This window comes from Flavobacterium sp. GW821-FHT12A05 (genome assembly GCF_058807735.1).
Window position 1 is genome coordinate 138,984 of sequence record NZ_JBXAQY010000008.1, and the last position, 16,995, is coordinate 155,978.

General features: G+C 35.3%; 16 protein-coding genes. 13 read left to right on the top strand and 3 right to left on the bottom strand.

Annotated elements, in window-relative coordinates:
* The first annotated feature begins 64 nt into the window (after positions 1 to 64).
* From AC1RRQ_RS19155 to map, 5 genes are all read left to right on the top strand, one after another.
* The gene (locus tag AC1RRQ_RS19155) at positions 65 to 2,683 is read left to right on the top strand and encodes a TonB-dependent receptor (RefSeq protein ID WP_493024607.1); all 2,619 of its coding nucleotides are present in this window, start codon (positions 65 to 67) and stop codon (positions 2,681 to 2,683) included.
* 4 nt (positions 2,684 to 2,687) lie between these two features.
* Complete coding sequence (locus tag AC1RRQ_RS19160; protein WP_493024608.1) at positions 2,688 to 3,527, top strand: DUF4249 domain-containing protein; 840 nt, start codon at positions 2,688 to 2,690, stop codon at positions 3,525 to 3,527.
* Between the two features lie 390 nt (positions 3,528 to 3,917).
* Positions 3,918 to 5,141 (top strand): NAD(P)/FAD-dependent oxidoreductase, encoded by a 1,224-nt coding sequence (locus AC1RRQ_RS19165; protein ID WP_493024609.1) that lies wholly within the window; start codon positions 3,918 to 3,920, stop codon positions 5,139 to 5,141.
* Positions 5,142 to 5,183: 42 nt separating this feature from the next.
* Positions 5,184 to 5,693, top strand: a complete 510-nt coding sequence (locus AC1RRQ_RS19170) for an RrF2 family transcriptional regulator (protein ID WP_493024610.1) — start codon at positions 5,184 to 5,186, stop codon at positions 5,691 to 5,693.
* Between the two features lie 165 nt (positions 5,694 to 5,858).
* Positions 5,859 to 6,623, top strand: a complete 765-nt coding sequence (gene map / locus AC1RRQ_RS19175; RefSeq protein WP_493024611.1) for a type I methionyl aminopeptidase — start codon at positions 5,859 to 5,861, stop codon at positions 6,621 to 6,623.
* Positions 6,624 to 6,690: 67 nt separating this feature from the next.
* Here map and AC1RRQ_RS19180 read toward each other — a convergent pair whose 3' ends face one another.
* Positions 6,691 to 7,278: a Crp/Fnr family transcriptional regulator gene (locus AC1RRQ_RS19180; protein WP_493024612.1), complete on the bottom strand. Its 588-nt coding sequence runs from the start codon at positions 7,276 to 7,278 to the stop codon at positions 6,691 to 6,693.
* A gap of 342 nt (positions 7,279 to 7,620) precedes the next feature.
* Here AC1RRQ_RS19180 and AC1RRQ_RS19185 point away from each other — a divergent pair, with 342 nt between their 5' ends.
* From AC1RRQ_RS19185 to AC1RRQ_RS19205, 5 genes are all read left to right on the top strand, one after another.
* A complete protein-coding gene (locus tag AC1RRQ_RS19185; protein ID WP_493024613.1) occupies positions 7,621 to 8,064 on the top strand; it encodes a GlcG/HbpS family heme-binding protein in 444 nt (147 codons plus the stop codon).
* Positions 8,065 to 8,078: 14 nt separating this feature from the next.
* On the top strand, positions 8,079 to 9,074 hold the full coding sequence (gene mgrA / locus AC1RRQ_RS19190) for an L-glyceraldehyde 3-phosphate reductase (RefSeq protein ID WP_493024614.1): 996 nt from the start codon (positions 8,079 to 8,081) through the stop codon (positions 9,072 to 9,074).
* A gap of 29 nt (positions 9,075 to 9,103) precedes the next feature.
* Positions 9,104 to 10,567 (top strand): glycoside hydrolase family 30 protein, encoded by a 1,464-nt coding sequence (locus AC1RRQ_RS19195; protein WP_493024615.1) that lies wholly within the window; start codon positions 9,104 to 9,106, stop codon positions 10,565 to 10,567.
* 16 nt (positions 10,568 to 10,583) lie between these two features.
* Positions 10,584 to 11,234, top strand: a complete 651-nt coding sequence (locus AC1RRQ_RS19200) for a delta endotoxin C-terminal domain-containing protein (RefSeq protein WP_493024616.1) — start codon at positions 10,584 to 10,586, stop codon at positions 11,232 to 11,234.
* A 306-nt stretch (positions 11,235 to 11,540) separates the two neighbouring features.
* Complete coding sequence (locus AC1RRQ_RS19205; protein ID WP_493024617.1) at positions 11,541 to 13,007, top strand: glycoside hydrolase family 130 protein; 1,467 nt, start codon at positions 11,541 to 11,543, stop codon at positions 13,005 to 13,007.
* A 339-nt stretch (positions 13,008 to 13,346) separates the two neighbouring features.
* Here the strand turns inward: AC1RRQ_RS19205 and AC1RRQ_RS19210 are convergent, their stop codons facing one another.
* Both AC1RRQ_RS19210 and AC1RRQ_RS19215 read right to left on the bottom strand, forming a co-directional pair.
* Entirely contained in the window at positions 13,347 to 14,120 is a 774-nt protein-coding gene (locus AC1RRQ_RS19210; RefSeq protein WP_493024618.1) for a TIGR03915 family putative DNA repair protein, read from the bottom strand.
* Positions 14,121 to 14,125: 5 nt separating this feature from the next.
* Positions 14,126 to 15,385 carry a putative DNA modification/repair radical SAM protein gene (locus AC1RRQ_RS19215; protein WP_493024619.1) on the bottom strand — a complete coding sequence of 420 codons (1,260 nt, stop codon included), beginning with the start codon at positions 15,383 to 15,385 and terminating at the stop codon, positions 14,126 to 14,128.
* A 340-nt stretch (positions 15,386 to 15,725) separates the two neighbouring features.
* Here AC1RRQ_RS19215 and AC1RRQ_RS19220 point away from each other — a divergent pair, with 340 nt between their 5' ends.
* From AC1RRQ_RS19220 to AC1RRQ_RS19230, 3 genes are all read left to right on the top strand, one after another.
* A complete protein-coding gene (locus AC1RRQ_RS19220; RefSeq protein WP_493024620.1) occupies positions 15,726 to 15,968 on the top strand; it encodes a hypothetical protein in 243 nt (80 codons plus the stop codon).
* A gap of 78 nt (positions 15,969 to 16,046) precedes the next feature.
* The gene (locus AC1RRQ_RS19225; protein ID WP_493024621.1) at positions 16,047 to 16,256 is read left to right on the top strand and encodes a hypothetical protein; all 210 of its coding nucleotides are present in this window, start codon (positions 16,047 to 16,049) and stop codon (positions 16,254 to 16,256) included.
* A gap of 174 nt (positions 16,257 to 16,430) precedes the next feature.
* Positions 16,431 to 16,994: a DUF6642 family protein gene (locus AC1RRQ_RS19230; protein ID WP_493024622.1), complete on the top strand. Its 564-nt coding sequence runs from the start codon at positions 16,431 to 16,433 to the stop codon at positions 16,992 to 16,994.
* Position 16,995 lies beyond the last annotated feature (1 nt).

Genomic DNA, 16,995 nt, shown 5'->3' on the forward strand with positions numbered 1-16,995 from the left:
CTTCTCATAATCAGGATAACACGAAGTTATTCCATTTAATAATAATCCAAAAATACAAAAATTCATGAAGCATATAATTTCAGCATGCTTTTTTTTATTCAGTTTGTGTATGTCTGCTCAAAGCGTTACCGTAACTGTAGACCAAAATGTAACTTTAAAAGAATTCTTTAAGCAAATCGAAAATCAAACCGATTTTAAATTTGCCTTTACGGATCAAATTGACACAAGTCAAAAATACTTCACTAAGAAAAACTCTTTTAAGCTGGTAAATATCGAGAAATTGATCTCTGAATTAAACAAAACTGCATTGGTTCAATTTTCTATTGTGGGCAATAATATTTTTGTGAAACAAAAATCTCAACCTGTTAAGGCGTCTAAAAAAAAAAGTAAGCTGACGGGACGAATTCTTGATGATACTAAACAATCTGTTATTGGTGCTAATGTTTACATTAAAGAACTGGAAATAGGCACCGTAACAGATGCTAACGGAAAATACAGCATTGAAATTCCAAACGGAAATTATACGGTTTCTATTAGTTATGTTGGTTTTAGGAATAAAGAAAAACAAATTAGCATTTCTGATGATGAGACAATTAATTTTAATTTAGAAGAAGACAGCCAGCAGTTAGAACAGGTAATTATCACGACTAATAAAGCGGTTGATATTAAAACACCGCAAATGAGTGTGAACAGGCTTTCGATGCAGGAAATTAAAAGAATTCCTGTGGCAATGGGAGAACCTGATCCTTTAAAATCGATTCTAACATTACCCGGAGTTACCAATGCCGGAGAAGCTTCTTCTGGCTTTAATGTCCGCGGAGGTGCTGCAGATCAGAATTTGATTCTTCTTGATGGTGCTCCTGTTTATGCAGATTCGCATATGTTTGGTTTCTTCTCGATTTTTAATGCCGATATCGTCAATGGCTTAGATTTATATAAAGGAGGAATTCCTTCTAAATTTGGAGGCCGTGTTTCGTCTGTTTTAGATGTTACACAGCAAACCGGAGATTTTGAAGATTACAAGGTAAATGGTGGTATTGGTGTTATTTCAAGCCGACTTTTAGTGCAGGGTCCGATAAAAAAAGACAAAGGTTCTTTTATCGTGTCGGGTCGTACTTCCTATGCACACTTATTTTTAAAACTGGCCGACAACAAAAACTCGGCTATGTTTTATGACTTCAACGCCAAATTAAATTATCGTTTAAATGCCAATAACACCATTGCCTTTTCTGGTTATTTAGGAAACGACGTATTCGATATTAACGATCGTTTCTCAAGTAAATACGGAAACACTATGGGAATTTTAAGCTGGAAACATACTTTTACTGACGAGTTAAATTCTAATCTTTCTGTTTTTTACAGTGATTATAGATTTAATCTGGGCATTTCAACAGAAAAGTTTGAATGGGACAGCAATATTAAAAGTTACGGACTTAAATACAACTGGAACTATCAAATATCAGACAAGTTTAAAGCCAATTACGGAATTGATGGTTTGTACTATGATTTTAATCCCGGTGTTGTAAAACCGTCTACTTCAGATTCTCCTTATAATTATAAACAGCTGGATAAAAAACACGCTTTAGAAGCTTCTACTTTTATCGATTTTGAAAACCAGATTACAGAGAAATTGAATTTCCGTTACGGACTTCGTTACAGTATGTTTTATCGTTTAGGGCCAGAAGTTATCAGTACTTACGAAAACAATCAGGCAGTTGTATACAATCCGTTGTATAAAATCTATGAAGAAGGTACTCCTACAGGAAGTATCAGTTACGGAAGCGATAAAACCATTAGTAAGTTTAATAATTTTGAACCTCGAGCTGCTTTGTCTTATGCTTTTAATGATAATACTTCGGTTAAAGCGAGTTATAACAGAATGGCGCAGTACATTCATATTTTATCTAATACACAATCTCCATTGCCTATGAGTATCTGGACACCAAGCGGTCCGTTTACAAAACCTCAAATGCTGGATCAATATGCGATAGGATATTTTAAAAACTTTAAAGACCGCGATTATTCTTTTGAAGGAGAGCTTTTCTATAAAACCGTTAAAAACCGTATTGACTATATCGACGGAGCAGATATTTTGGCCAACAATAACATCGAGCAGGTTATCCTAAACGGTAAAGCCAGATCGTATGGTATGGAATTATTGTTTAGAAAAAATACAGGTCTTTTCACCGGATGGGTTTCTTATACTTTATCAAGAGCAGAACAAAAAACACCGGGCAGAACTCCTGAAGAACCAGGAATTGCAAATGGCGACTGGTATTTATCAGGATACGATAAAATGCACAATTTAAGCATCGTAGGAAGTTATGAATTCAGTCCAAAATGGTCTTTTAATGGTAATTTCACTTTGCAGTCAGGTCAGCCGGTAACGTATGCTAATGGGTATTATGAATTTGGAGGAATCAATGTTCCAAACTACTCTTTAAGAAACGAAAACAGACTTCCTCTTTTCCATCACCTTGATGTAGCGGCGACTTATACACCAAGACCAGACAAAAAGAAAGGCTGGCAAAGCTATTGGGTATTCAGTATTTATAATCTTTACAACAGAAAAAATGCTGCTTCTATGAGTTTTACAACTAATGAAGATACTGGAGCGAATGAAACAAGAAGACTTTCCATTTTTGGTATTGTACCGGGAGTTTCTTATAATTTTAAATTTTAATGCTATGAATAAATTAAAAAAATATAATGTAATGAATAAAGCGCTGGCATTAATGAGTCTTCTTTTTGTTGTATTTTTTACTTCTTGCGAAGATGTTGTAAACCTTGATTTAGAAACGGGCGAATCCAGAATCGTTGTCGATGCCGAAATAATCTGGAAAAAAGGAACAACAGGAAACAATCAGGTTATCAAAATCAGTAAAACTGCTTCGTATTACAGCAGTACTACACCAAAAGTTTCAGGCGCACAAGTAAGAGTTGAAAACACTAAAGGTGATGTTTTTACTTTTAATGAATCTGAGCCGGGGGTTTATGTATGTACTAATTTTGTTCCGGTAATCGACATGGAGTATAAATTGTTTATTCAAGCCGAAGGAAAAAGTTTAACAGCGGTTGAAAAATTAACTTCTGTAACTCCAATCGATAGAATAGAACAAGCAATAGTTCCTGATATTAGCGGTAAAGATGTAATCGAACTTACTTATTATTATAAAGATCCCGCAGATCAGGTCAATTTTTATATGACAGAATACAGAAGTTCATTCTTAATATTTCCGCAGTACGAAATATCAAATGACGAATTTTATAATGGTAATGAAGTAAGCACCAGATTTTCAGACGAAGATATGAAAGCCGGAAATACAGTAAATATTACACATAGAGGTCTTTCTAAAAATTTCTACAATTACATGAAATTAATTTTAGAAGCTTCAAGCGCAAATCCGTTTATTGTGCCGCCAGGAAACATTAGAGGAAACATTGTAAATAATACCGACGTCAATAATTTTGCTTTAGGTTATTTCAGACTTTGCGAAGCAGACGAAATTCCTTATTTAGTGAAATAGAGAAATTGTTTGGGGGCAATTAATTTTAACACATAGAGAGTTCTTAAAAATATATTTCTTTTGATATTCATTTCCACACATAAAACCTATGCATCGGGACTATGTGTTAAATAATCTATTTTTTATAAAAAGGCAAACCCCTTAAGCATTTTGTTTAAGGGGTTTTTATTTGAATCTCGATAACCTTAATTGGAGTTTTATCTCGGTATTTTTGAAATTTCATCATCAAAACAAAGAAATCATCTTTTTAAACCACATCACAACCAATTAAAAAGTAGGTTTTTAGCTACTTTTAATCGAATTAATTAAAATATATTGAAAGAATAACTTTACAATTATGTTTTATTTGCTTTAATTTGCGACAAATATTATCGTAATTATCTATTAAAAATGAAAAAACAATTATTAATTATTGGAGGTGGGTTTGCTGGTTTTTGGAGTGCATTGAGTGCTATTCGTCAAAGTCGTGAACTAAAAAGAGAAAATGAATTAGAGGTAACTTTAATTAATATGGATGAATATTTAACTATTCGCCCAAGATTATACGAGGTTTCTTTAGAAGGTTTAAGAGTCGAACTGAATAAATATTTTAAACCACTAAATATCAATCTTATTATTGGAAAAGCTGAAATCATTGAACCGGAACAAAAAATGGTAATTGTTGCCACCGAAAGCGGATCAAGAGTTTTAAGTTACGATTATTTAATTCTTTCCTCAGGAAGTTCTTTAAAAGCAGCTAATATTCCGGGTATTGAAAACACTTTTAATGTAGACACTTTTAACGCAGCACAGAAACTAGAAGATCACTTAAAGCAGTTAGCTGCTAAAAACTTTGAAGGAGAAGGCGCATCTACATTTGTTGTTGCAGGAAGCGGCTTAACAGGTCTTGAAGTTGCTACTGTAATTAAAGAAAAAGCAGCTAAAATTCTAGAGCATCAAGGTAAGAGCGCTATTGAATTTAAGGTAGTGCTTATAGAAAAATCAGAAAAAGTAGGTAATTATTATGCTGCTGATGCGCAAAATTATGTCATTGATGTATTAAAAGCTAAAGACATAACCATGGCAAATGGCGTTCAGCTGGTTGGGGTAGAACCCAACGGAGCTATATTAAGTGACGGGCGTTTTATACCGGCACAAACGGTGATTTCAACTATTGGACTAACAGCAAGTTCTCTTTGCAATTTCTTTAAAGGAGAAAAAGATAAACTTGGGCGTCTGCATGTAAATAAATATTTGCAGCTCGAAGAATATGAAAATGTAATTGCGGCGGGTGATGTGGCAAATATTCCGGTTGACGATAAAGGGAACAGTTCACTTATGGCATGTCAGTTTTCTATGTTTCTGGGCAAATGGGCGGGACATAATGCTGTTAACAGCTTATTTTCGCAGCCTCTAAAACCTTATCATTACACAGATTATGTCACTTGTTTAGACTTAGGTCAGGAAGATGGACTACTGACTACGGGATGGGAACGCTCATTAGCCGTGAGCGGACTTGAAGGGAAAACTATAAAAATGGAAGTAACTACAAAACTAATATATCCTGCAGATGACGTTAAAACTGCATTAGAAGATTCTTATCCTGAAGTTCCAAATGTTAGTCAAAATGCTTAGTATTAAGATGAAACCTTTTATGAAATTTATCAAATCAGGAATATGCCAACTTTAGGAAAAAATGTAGAATATGCCATACATTCTCTGGTCTATTTAATAGATACTCCGGAAGGAAACACAATTACGGTGCGCGATTTGGCCCATTTTCAAAACATATCCGAAACTTATCTGGCCAAGGCTTTTACAAAATTAAAGAAAGCAGGAATAGTACGTTCGAATATAGGAGTTAAAGGAGGTTATAAACTTGCCCGATCTGCATCAGAGATCACATTTCTGGATATTGTTCTTGCTGTAGAAGGAGAAATCTCCTTTTTTGAATGCAATGAAATCAGAGATAATTGTATAATGCTCGACAAAGAAAACCTTCCGTGGAAAAAAGGCAGTTTCTGTGCCATACATCTGGCAATGATTGAGACAGAAAACAAGATAAAAGATTCGTTACGAGAAAAAAACCTGCAATGGGTTCATGATACTATGCGTAAACAGTACGGACAGGAAATGATTGATAAAAGTAAAAAATGGTTTCAGGTAAATATTTATAAAGAGAAATAGTTTTTTGTTAATTCGAGATTTTGTTTAATTCCTCTTTGGTCATCTGATGATTAAAGGGGAATTTTTATTAGAAGTTTGTTTCTGTTTCAGCTGATTGTTCTTTCAAAAAAGAATAATTTTGTATTTTCAGTTTTTAAAAGAAATTCCACTTCAAAACAAAATACCATGTCAATAAAACAAGAGTCAGAATTAATAGGAATGAAAAAGGCAAGCGAAGCGGTAGCTTATGCTTTAAAAGAAATGAGAAACTTTGCGCAGGCAGGTATGACAACTAAGGAACTGGATGAATATGGCGGTAAAATCCTGAATGATCTGGGAGCGAAATCTGCACCATATTTAACTTATGGTTTTCCGGGCTGGACTTGTATTAGTGTAAACAACGAATTTTGCCACGGTATTCCGTCAGATAAAAGAATTCTTAACGAAGGCGATTTAATTAATATTGATGTTTCGGCAGAATTAGATGGGTTTTGGTCAGATAACGGAGGTTCTTTTGTTATTGGTGAAGATAAAAACGGACATCAAAAACTGGTCGATGCTTCGAAATTTATTTTACAAAAAGCAATCAACAATATAAAAGGCGGCGTAAAAATTTCTGAAATAGGGTATCTTATCGAAACAGAAGCAAAAAAGAGAGGTTATAAAGTCATTAAAAATCTAGGCGGACACGGTATTGGCAGAAGCTTGCACGAACAGCCGGATGAATTATTAAACTATAAAAATAGATACGATCAAAGACGTTTCCAGAAAAATTCTGTGGTTGCAATCGAAACTTTTATTTCAACCTCATCCTCTATTGCTGTCGAACTTAACGACGGATGGACAATGGTAGGAAACAAAGGCGGTTTTATGGCGCAGCACGAACATACTATTGTAGTTACCGAAGGAAAACCAATTATCCTAACAGAAATGAATGAAATCTGGAATTAAAAAATCCGGATTCTGATTATAGAAACTAAAAGCTCCATTATTTCTAATGGAGCTTTTTATTTATAATCTAATTTTTTCCGTTCTTTAAATGCTTTGCACGCAATCTGCTTAAAAACTCAGGCGTTATGCCAAGATATGATGCGATATATTGCTGCGAAACCCGCTGTGATATAGTAGGATAACGAGTAACAAACTCAATATATTGATCCATGGCCGAGGAAGAAACGGTTTTAAACAAACGCTTTTGCAATTTAGACAAATGCCTCTGAATCATCAATCTAAACATTCTTTCTAATTGAGGCACTTCGTTAATAAGATTTTCTTTGGATTGTCTGCTCAAAACCAACAGCTCACAATCTTCAAGGGCTTCTATATACATATCACTCGCAATCTGATCTTCAAAACTCGTAATATCACTTACCCACCAATCTTCGGTTGCAAACTGTAAAGTCAGTTCGATTCCGTGATCATCAATAAAATATTCCCTGATACAGCCTTTATTAATGTAAGCTTCAAAATTGCATACTTCGCCTGCGTGCAGCAAAATTGTTTTTTTTGGCACCATCCTCAATTCGAGACTGTTTTCAAAAATTTTAAGCTCTCGTTCTGAAAGGCGGACAGACCTGGAAAGATAATCGTGTATTTTTTGAAACATTTTTATACGGTTTAGGATTGCTTTACGGATCGTAAATATAAGATAAGAATGATTTATTAATCTTCGAGGTTAAATTATTTTTAACACATAGAAACATAGATTTATATGCAGAAAAGAACACAAAAAGAAACATGTTTCTAACACATAGCGTCCTATGTTTGTTTTAAATAAGTGAAACGCCTTTTAAAGTTTTTATCCCGAAGCTTCGGGACTATGTTTCTATGTGTTTAAAACAACTACATCAAACAAGTTTATTTATTAATATTTCTTGATCTAGTTTAAGAAATTAGGTAACAAAATAATTGATCTTTGAAAACTTAACATTTTTATCCCCTAAAAACAATGAACGATCAAATTCTCCACCTAAAAATTGCTTTAGTTTTATTAGCCATCGAAGACCTGATTCCAAATTACATGGAAATTGAAGAAGACAAAGTAATTTCTAACGGAAATGTGGCAGTATGTATTATTGACGAAGAAGGCAATGTTTACGGCCGAATGTACGGAAACGATAAAGCCCGAAAAAGACAATCGTATAAAATAGCCTGGACAAAAGCAAGTCAGGTATGGCTTACCGGAGTTAAAACAGGAGAATATGAAAGATTGGTTTTTAATAATATTGTGGAGGAAAACGCAAACGGAATTGACGCCCCAGACCTTATAGGATGGCAGGGCGGACAACCTTTAACAATGTCAGACGGCACAAAACTTTCTGTTGGTTTCAGCGGCTTTAGAGGAGCAACTGACCTTGAAATTGTAATTAAAGCATTTAGAAAAATTAAATAATCAGAATTAAAAATATGAGCTACTTACCAGATTCAAACCGATATCAAAAAATGGAATACCGTCGTTGCGGCAACAGCGGTTTAATGCTTCCTGCCCTTTCTCTTGGGTTATGGCACAACTTTGGCGAAATTGACAGCATCGAAAACGCCAGAAATATTTTGCACACCGCTTTTGACAATGGCATCAGTCATTTTGATCTAGCCAATAATTATGGTCCGCCGGCAGGATCTGCAGAAACTACTTTTGGAAAATTGTTTAAAGAAGATTTCAAACCTTTGCGCGATGAACTTGTGATTTCTACTAAAGCCGGATGGCCAATGTGGGATGGCCCTTATGGCGATTGGGGATCAAAAAAACATTTAGTTTCCAGTTTAGACCAAAGTCTTTCGCGCATGGGATTAGATTATGTCGATATATTTTATCACCACAGACCTGATCCCAATACACCACTCGAAGAAACCATGGGCGCGCTTGATTTAATCGTACGTCAGGGAAAAGCGTTGTATGTTGGTATTTCGAGTTACAGCCCCACTGAAACACAAAAAGCAGTTAAAATTTTAAAAGATTTAGGAACACCTTGTCTGATTCATCAGCCTAAATATTCAATGCTAGAACGTACTATTGAAGATGGTTTACTGGATGTTTTAGAACTTAACGGAGTTGGCGGTATTGCTTTTTCTCCTTTGGCACAAGGACTTTTAACTAATAAATATTTAAACGGAATTCCCGAAAATTCAAGAGCCAATGCACATCGCGGCAACGGAGCAATTGAAGAAGATGCCATTACACCAGAAAACATTGCTAAAGTCCGCAAACTAAACGAGATGGCATTAGAACGCGGTCAAAGTCTGGCGCAGATGGCATTAGCCTGGGTTTTAAAAGACAAACGCATCAGCTCGGTAATCATTGGCGCAAGCAAACCGGAACAAGTAGCTGATTCTGTTGGCTGTCTTCAAAACACTGCTTTTTCTGCTGATGAGCTTCAGAAAATCGGCCAGATTCTGTCATAAAATGATATTAACTATTTAACCATAATGCTATGAATACAAACAAAACCAAAACATGCCTGACCATCATGTTGTCCGGATTTTTGGCAGTAAATTTAATGGCGCAGAAACAGGCGCCCAAAGTTGCAGCTTACAAAAGTGTAACGGTTTTTGTAACGGCAAAAAACACCGACAATAAATTAACAAAAACTGAAACTTTATCTTTTTTTGATAAACCACAGCCTCTGGAAAAAGAAATTTCTGTTTTTGTTGATCCTGCTAAAACCTATCAAACCATGCTGGGAATTGGCGGCGCCATTACCGATGCTTCGGCTGAAGTTTTTTACCAGCTTCCTAAAGACAAACAGCAGGAAATTCTAACGGCTTATTATGATAAAGAAAAAGGAATTGGTTACACATTAGCCCGCACCAATATGCAAAGCTGTGATTTCTCCAGCGATATTTACAGCTATATTGCTGAAGGCGATAAAGACTTAAAAACTTTTGATGTTGCTCATGATAGAAAATTCAGAATTCCGTTAATTAAAGAAGCTATTGCAAAAGCCGGAGGAAAACTGACTTTATATGCTTCGCCATGGAGTCCGCCCGCATGGATGAAAACCAACAATAATGTATTACAAGGCGGGACGTTAAAACCGGAATACCACCAAAGCTGGGCAAACTTTTTCGTGAAATTTATTAATGAATATGAGAAAGAAGGAATTCCTATTTGGGGTTATACAGTTCAAAATGAACCTATGGCGGTACAAAAATGGGAATCGTGTATTTTTACTGCCGAAGAAGAACGCGATTTTATAAAAAACTATCTTGGGCCAACCATGCAGAAAGCAGGATTGTCTAAAAAGAAGTTAATCATGTGGGATCATAACCGCGACTTGATGTATCAGCGTGTAAGCACGGTTCTCGAAGACAAAGACGCTTCAAAATATGTTTGGGGAGTGGGTTATCACTGGTATGAAGACTGGCATAAAAACGGAATGAACTTTGAAGCAGAACGCCGCGTGGCAGAAGCTTTCCCAGATAAACCGCTGATTCTTACGGAAGGATGCGCTGCTGATTTTGATCCAAAATTATTAACGGACTGGAGTTATGGCGAAAAATACGGAATGTCGATGATTAACGATTTCAACATTGGAACTGTGGCCTGGACAGACTGGAATATTTTGTTAGATGAAAAAGGCGGTCCAAACCATGTACAAAACTTTTGTATGTCGCCTATTCACGCGGATCTTAAAACCGGAAAGTTAATTTATACTAACGGATATTATTATTTAGGACACTTTTCTAAATTTATTAAACCAGGTGCAAAACGTGTTGCCTGCAACTCGAGCAGTAATAAACTTTTGTCGACTGCTTTTGTAAATCAAAACAATAATCTGGAAGTTGTGGTTATGAATCAATCTGATAATGACGTAGAATATTTTCTATGGATAAAAGGAAAAGCTTCAAAAATAACCAGCCTTGCCCATTCTATTGCGACTTTAGAAGTACGTTAATTTCAAAATTAAACGGATGAAAAAAACACTAGTACTTCTCAATATATTCTTCTTAATAAATTGTTTCGGAACTTTTGCACAGGCATCGGCTGAAAAGCCAATAAAGAAGATACAGCAGATTCCGGGTAAAATAGAATGTGAATTCTATGATTTGGGAGGCGAAGGCGTGGCTTATCACGATACCGATGAAGTAAATAACGGAAGCGGCAAACTGAATCCGGTGAACGGAAATCCTTTAAATGAATTTAGATTGAAAGAAGGCGTTGATATTTCGTATACCAAAAAAGACAGTATTGATGATACGCCGTATACCAAAGTGCCTATTAAAATGAATCAGCTTTATGTGGGCTGGACGCAGCCATCAGAATGGATTAATTACACGGTTGAGGTTAAAAAATCCGGCACTTATAAAATTGGTGTTTTGTATACCGCAAATGGCGATGGAGCAATTTCTATTGCTGTAAACGGAAAAGATGCGACCGGAAACATGAAAATTAATTCTACACATGATGACAATGATCCTGTTGCCTGGAGACAATGGCATCATTGGAACAGCTCATACAATATTGGAACTATTAAACTAGAAAAAGGAAAACAGGTACTGACTTTACATATTGTAGAAAACGGTAATATGAATTTAGACTATTTGTCTTTTACACCTTACTAAGGAAAGATTAGATTAGTTAACTTAGATTTCCCGGCCCATATCATTTCGTTTGAAACTGTATGGGCTATTTTGCTTTTATACGTTCTTATTTTTCTTACTGTTAATAACGTTTTTTCTCCTAATAAATTAAGATATAGAGTCTCTAAAAGCAATTTAATAAAGATTTAAGTTTTTTTTCTTTAACAAAATCAGTAACTTGTTATTGAAATTCGAGATTACATCTATAAAACTCTTGTTTCAAACAAGCGTACTTCCCATTTTGCAAAAGCAGAATAACAGCAAAATAATTTCAAAAAACACAAATCTATGCGAGTATCAGTCATCCGAAAAAATATAAAATTCACACCCGATTCAAGAAGAGTTGTTGCGCGATATTTTATGAATGGAGAAGAACGAACCCAGCAAATGGTATTACGTATCATGATGCTGGACGAAAAGCAGGTTTTAGAAACCTTAGAGCAGACTCTTCGCGAGTTTGCAAGGCGTCACCGAAATATTTCGGCTGTGTTTTTTAGACATTGTGAAAGGATCAGACCTATTATAGAAGCCATGCAAATTGATTATGAGGCTATGTCGCTGAATAGAAAAATGCTTATTGGTTCGTATTGTACAATGGAATATGCTATAGAATCGGCGGCTATTTTTAATCCTTCGATTGTCGAAGATTTTGATCAGTCTGGTTTGGAAGCCGGAGAAAAGCGTGTCATTATTTCTTTCCGTGCAACGGGCGAAGGTCATATCTCCTCTATAGTTTTTAGAAGAGGGATTTTAGACCGTGACAATAATCTGCAAATCATGAAAATTGGCCATCATATTGATAAGGCCGAAATTGAGCACAAAACTTTATTCAACAAAGAGCGTTTCTTAACGAAGTTAATCGAAATGCATACGCAGGATAAGTATATTGCCCAAATCATGCAGGATCTGCCGGAAGAATTTGAATTTGCGATTTTAAAAAATATATTAAATACCGCTTTAAGCGATCCGTCTATTCGTCAGGAAAGAAAAATGGCGCTGGAAGAAATATTATGGTTAGCGAATTCTTTTTACGATTTACAATTTAAACATGATTCTGATATTACAGAACGTGTCATTTTTCCAATATCCGACTCTGAAAGCCGTGGTATTGAGGATGCGCGTTTTGTCCGTTTTGTTGATGATGACAATTCTGTACGTGTTATGGCTACTTATACGGCATATAATGGTCATGCCATATTACCTAAATTAATTTCTACCGAGGATTTTTATTCCTTTAGAGTAATGCCCCTGCACGGCGAAGGAGCGCAAAATAAAAACCTGGCTTTGTTTCCGAGAAAAATAAAAGGCAAATATGCCATGCTGGCCAGAATCGATGGGGTTAACAACTACATTATGTATTCTGACCGTGCTACGCAATGGAACACGCCTATTCTATTGCAAGAACCTCGCTATACATGGGAATTAACGCAAATAGGAAACTGCGGTTCTCCTCTTTGGACAGAAGAAGGATGGCTTGTCATTACCCACGGCGTAGGTACTATGAGACGTTACTGCATTGGCGCATCATTATTTGATCTTGATGATCCGTCTAAAGAAATTGGAAGACTTCAGGAACCATTACTTTCTCCTTTAGAAGACGAACGCGAAGGGTATGTACCGAATGTTGTTTATTCCTGCGGGGCAATTATTCATAATAACAGCCTTATTTTACCGTATGCGGTTTCTGATTATTCGTCTACGTATGGTGTTGTGGATATGGTGGAATTACTGGATGCTTTGAAGAAAAGTAAGTAGAGAGTTTTTATATGGTTCGTTCCTACGGAACTTAATTACTTGAGTTCTTATCACCTTCAACGGATTAAAATCCGTTGCTACAAAATAAATCGTTCCTACGGAATTTTTCCAAAAGAGCCCTTGTCTCGATCAATATGGCAAGGCTGGATTTTAATCCAGTCAGTACAAAATTATCGCCCTTACGAAACTTAAAAAAAAGAGCCGTAGGCTCGACCAATATTGTAGGGCTGGATTTTAATCCAGTCTAAAGATCATATTTTAATTCATCCTAAAGATAAAAAACCTTTGTGAATCTCCGCGAATACCTCCATGTATCTCTGCGAAATACCCCAAAGCCTCTTATTTCAAATTAGGGATCTTCTCCGTCAAATTCTTCCAATATCGTTTTGGCATGTGCTGTAAATGAAGTTTAGTGTTTTTTCTGGATTCGATATTTACGCTGCTGAAATAGCGACGCCATAGGTTTTGAAAAAACTCTTCATCTTCGTCGCATATTTCGGCTAAAAACTTAGACGAATTGGAATTTGCATCAAACTGAATTTCGACCGTTGAGGTATTTTCAAGATCATAATAAATGCCATATTTGCGTTTCGCATCATAAATTAGCCAGCGCTGATCGGCATAACGGTTTTTAAAATGATTTTCAATTAAAGGCAGTACATCGCAATCCGGCTCTACAATGGCGTAATACAAATTGTCTTTCGTTAGTTTAAACCTGACAAAAGCTTTCATTCGGTGGCTTTCTTTGCCTGTTAAATGAGCTGCTTTTCTAACATCTAAAACTTCGGCATTAGCCAAATCTTCTTCAATATTTATTGAACTCGAAAATACATACTTCACAAATCGGAATAAGATTTCTTCGATCTTATCTATATCCGATAAAAAGGCCCTGTAAATATTCGCAAATCCATCTGCCGAAAGTCGTCTTTTTAATCCGTTCAGGACTCGTTTTGCCTTTTGAGTATCGGTTGTTACCCAATAAGATTCTGAAAAAAGCAAAGCGCCTGATGCTTCGTTTTTGGCAAAAACAATATCCTGAAGTTTAAGTTCGTAAATCTCAAATACAGCTGTGAGCCAGCCTTCAAAAGTGCTGTCGTAAATTATTTGTGTCATTTGATTTAAAATAAAGCCAGTTGATTTGAGAAATCATTTTTGTATTTGCTTTTCTGCGTATTTACAATATGATCTTTAATTTGAATAGAAGTTAAATCTCTCTGTAACTGGAATGGCGTTGCAAAAGCCAAAAAATATTTCGATCTGCTGTACGCGATTCCTAATTGCTGTAAATCCTGAGGCTGTAATTTTTTAAACTTTCTGGCAGCAACAATCTTTTTAGCACTTAAAACGCCAATTCCCGGAATTCGGAGAATCAGTTCTAAATCGGCAGTATTAATATCGACAGGAAATTGGTTGAGGTTGCGCAAAGCCCAGCTTAATTTTGGATCTATATCAAGATCAAGATTGGGCTGATCGAAACCTACGATTTCATTTACATTAAATCCGTAAAAACGCATCAGCCAATCGGCCTGATACAAACGGTTTTCGCGAATCATGGGCACGGGAGTTCCAATTGCCGGAAGCCTGTTGTCGTAACTTATAGGTACATATCCGGAATAATAAACCCGTTTCATATTCATCTGATTATAAAAATAATTGGACATACCTAAAATCTCCAGATCATTTTCTTTTGTTGCGCCAATAACCATTTGGGTGCTTTGACCCGCCGGAGCAAAAAGAGGTGCTTTGTAGTTTTGCTTTTTTTCTTCTTTGTAACCAACAATTTCATTTTTAAGATATTCCATCGGTTTAATTACATCGATATGATTTTTATCCGGAGCCAAAAGCTTAAGACTTTGTTCCGTAGGCATTTCGACATTCACACTTAAACGATCCGCATAAAGTCCGGCTTCTTTCAATAATTCGTCGCTGGCGCCGGGAATTGCTTTTAGATGAATATATCCGTTGAAGTTTTCTTCTAATCGCAGTTTCTTTACAATCCTCACCAAACGTTCCATCGTATAATCTGGATTATCAAAAATTCCCGAACTCAAAAATAAACCTTCGATATAATTTCTTCGGTAAAAACCAATCGTTAAGTCCACAACTTCCTGCACCGTAAAAGCGGCACGTTTTACATCGTTGCTTTTCCTGCTTACGCAATAGGCACAATCAAAAATACAGTGGTTGGTCAATAATATTTTTAAGAGCGAAACACAGCGTCCGTCTTCGGTATAAGCATGACAGATTCCGTATCCCGAGGCATCTCCCAAACCTTTGTCTTTATTTTTTCTGTTGCTGTTACTAGACGAACACGAAACATCATACTTGGCCGCATCGGCTAAAATTGCCAGCTTCTCCATCACTCTTTCCTGTACCATTTTGATCTTTTATTTGTTTTTGGAATGAAAATTCATCTCCTCAAAATTAGGGATTTGAAAAGCAGGCATATTGAAAATCACTGTTCTAAATTGTATCAAATTTTACATCAAGAAACAGTAATAACAAGTTTTTTCTTAACAAACAACCCTTGTAAATAAAGGACTTACGACTCAAAAACAGGTATAAATACGTAATGCTGTAAAACAGAATCTTTATAAATTGCACTAGCAGTTATGAGAAAAATTTTAGCCCCCTTAATAATTTTTCAACTCTCTTTTTTATGAATTTGAGACAGACTGATATTAGCGAATATTATAAAAAAAACTAAAAGCTAAAGTGATGAATTTTGTAAAAGGACAAGATGTATTCTACACTACATTAAGTGGGCGATCTTACAGGGCAATTGTAATAGAAAGAAAAATAGATTTCAAAAAAGGGCTTATTAAAAAATCTGCCATTAAGGAAATGACTTATCATTATTTGATTGAAATTCAAAAGGGTGATAGTAAAGACAAAATTCTTTGCACAGGAAACCAACTTAAGGTTTTAGAAAGAAAAGCGCGTGCAAAAAAAGCAGCTTAATATAACTTTGTATTTTTAAAATCGGTTAAAACTAAAAATATTCTTATTTTAGTTTCTTGTTTTAAATTAGAAATAGCTATGATTAAAATACCTTATAAAATTCAATTTTGCCTGTTTGTAATCTGCCTTTTCTTTATTGGAATAGGGATTTATGAAACTTCAATTGAAGGACTAAAAACCGGAAAAGATCTTTTTTGGCAAATTTCTGCTTTTGTTCCTTTTATAACAAGCGCAGGTATTTTTGGCTATAACTTATACGCTGCCCAAATTCAAAAATCTAAAAATTAAACATAAAAAGATTTCTTTAGCCTAAAAGACATTTCTAAGATTATCATAATTCTTACATCATTCTAAAAAACACGTTAAAATCCAATTCTCGCTGCAATTTTTCCATATAAAAAAATATATTTGTCTTAAACCCATTTCTACTTTATTTTTAAATGAAATCGAAAAGACATTAGTATGGATAATGAAAAATTTATTTTCTGCCTCGAAGGCGTTCAGGACGTAGATACCGTTACGACTACTGATGTGGTTAAAAATCTGGAAGAAATTGCTTTTGATCAAGGTATTGCAAGTATTTATAAAGCCTGCGATACTATAGAAGGTTTAGAAGAAAGTTTAAACACCCTGCTTTATGACGATCATAATTTTAAGGATTATGAAATCATTTATCTTGTTATGCCCGGACAGGAAAATAATATCTGCCTTCATGATTATTACTACAGTCTGGAAGAAATAGCCGAACTTTTTGAAGGAAAGATGAAAGGCAAAATCATTCATTTTGCCAATAAAAAAAGACTGGACCTCAACGACGACGAAGCACAATATTTTCTGGATATTACCGGCGCTCGAGCGATTTCGGGTTACGGATCTTCTTATAATAAAATTGCCAGCTGCAGTACCATCGATAAAGCTTTTTTTAGTTTATATCAGGAGAATGATGATTTGACCGAAGTAGTCGAAGATTTGTTCCAAAAACATTATGCCCTTTGTAAATTACTTGATTTTAGATTGTATTATTAAG

Coding starts and splice junctions, on each gene's coding strand:
- AC1RRQ_RS19155 (WP_493024607.1), top strand. CDS start 65: ATGAAGCATATAATTTCAGCATGCTTTTTTTTATTCAGTTTGTGTATG.
- AC1RRQ_RS19160 (WP_493024608.1), top strand. CDS start 2,688: ATGAATAAATTAAAAAAATATAATGTAATGAATAAAGCGCTGGCATTA.
- AC1RRQ_RS19165 (WP_493024609.1), top strand. CDS start 3,918: ATGAAAAAACAATTATTAATTATTGGAGGTGGGTTTGCTGGTTTTTGG.
- AC1RRQ_RS19170 (WP_493024610.1), top strand. CDS start 5,184: ATGCCAACTTTAGGAAAAAATGTAGAATATGCCATACATTCTCTGGTC.
- map (WP_493024611.1), top strand. CDS start 5,859: ATGTCAATAAAACAAGAGTCAGAATTAATAGGAATGAAAAAGGCAAGC.
- AC1RRQ_RS19180 (WP_493024612.1), bottom strand. CDS start 7,278: ATGTTTCAAAAAATACACGATTATCTTTCCAGGTCTGTCCGCCTTTCA.
- AC1RRQ_RS19185 (WP_493024613.1), top strand. CDS start 7,621: ATGAACGATCAAATTCTCCACCTAAAAATTGCTTTAGTTTTATTAGCC.
- mgrA (WP_493024614.1), top strand. CDS start 8,079: ATGAGCTACTTACCAGATTCAAACCGATATCAAAAAATGGAATACCGT.
- AC1RRQ_RS19195 (WP_493024615.1), top strand. CDS start 9,104: ATGAATACAAACAAAACCAAAACATGCCTGACCATCATGTTGTCCGGA.
- AC1RRQ_RS19200 (WP_493024616.1), top strand. CDS start 10,584: ATGAAAAAAACACTAGTACTTCTCAATATATTCTTCTTAATAAATTGT.
- AC1RRQ_RS19205 (WP_493024617.1), top strand. CDS start 11,541: ATGCGAGTATCAGTCATCCGAAAAAATATAAAATTCACACCCGATTCA.
- AC1RRQ_RS19210 (WP_493024618.1), bottom strand. CDS start 14,120: ATGACACAAATAATTTACGACAGCACTTTTGAAGGCTGGCTCACAGCT.
- AC1RRQ_RS19215 (WP_493024619.1), bottom strand. CDS start 15,385: ATGGTACAGGAAAGAGTGATGGAGAAGCTGGCAATTTTAGCCGATGCG.
- AC1RRQ_RS19220 (WP_493024620.1), top strand. CDS start 15,726: ATGAATTTTGTAAAAGGACAAGATGTATTCTACACTACATTAAGTGGG.
- AC1RRQ_RS19225 (WP_493024621.1), top strand. CDS start 16,047: ATGATTAAAATACCTTATAAAATTCAATTTTGCCTGTTTGTAATCTGC.
- AC1RRQ_RS19230 (WP_493024622.1), top strand. CDS start 16,431: ATGGATAATGAAAAATTTATTTTCTGCCTCGAAGGCGTTCAGGACGTA.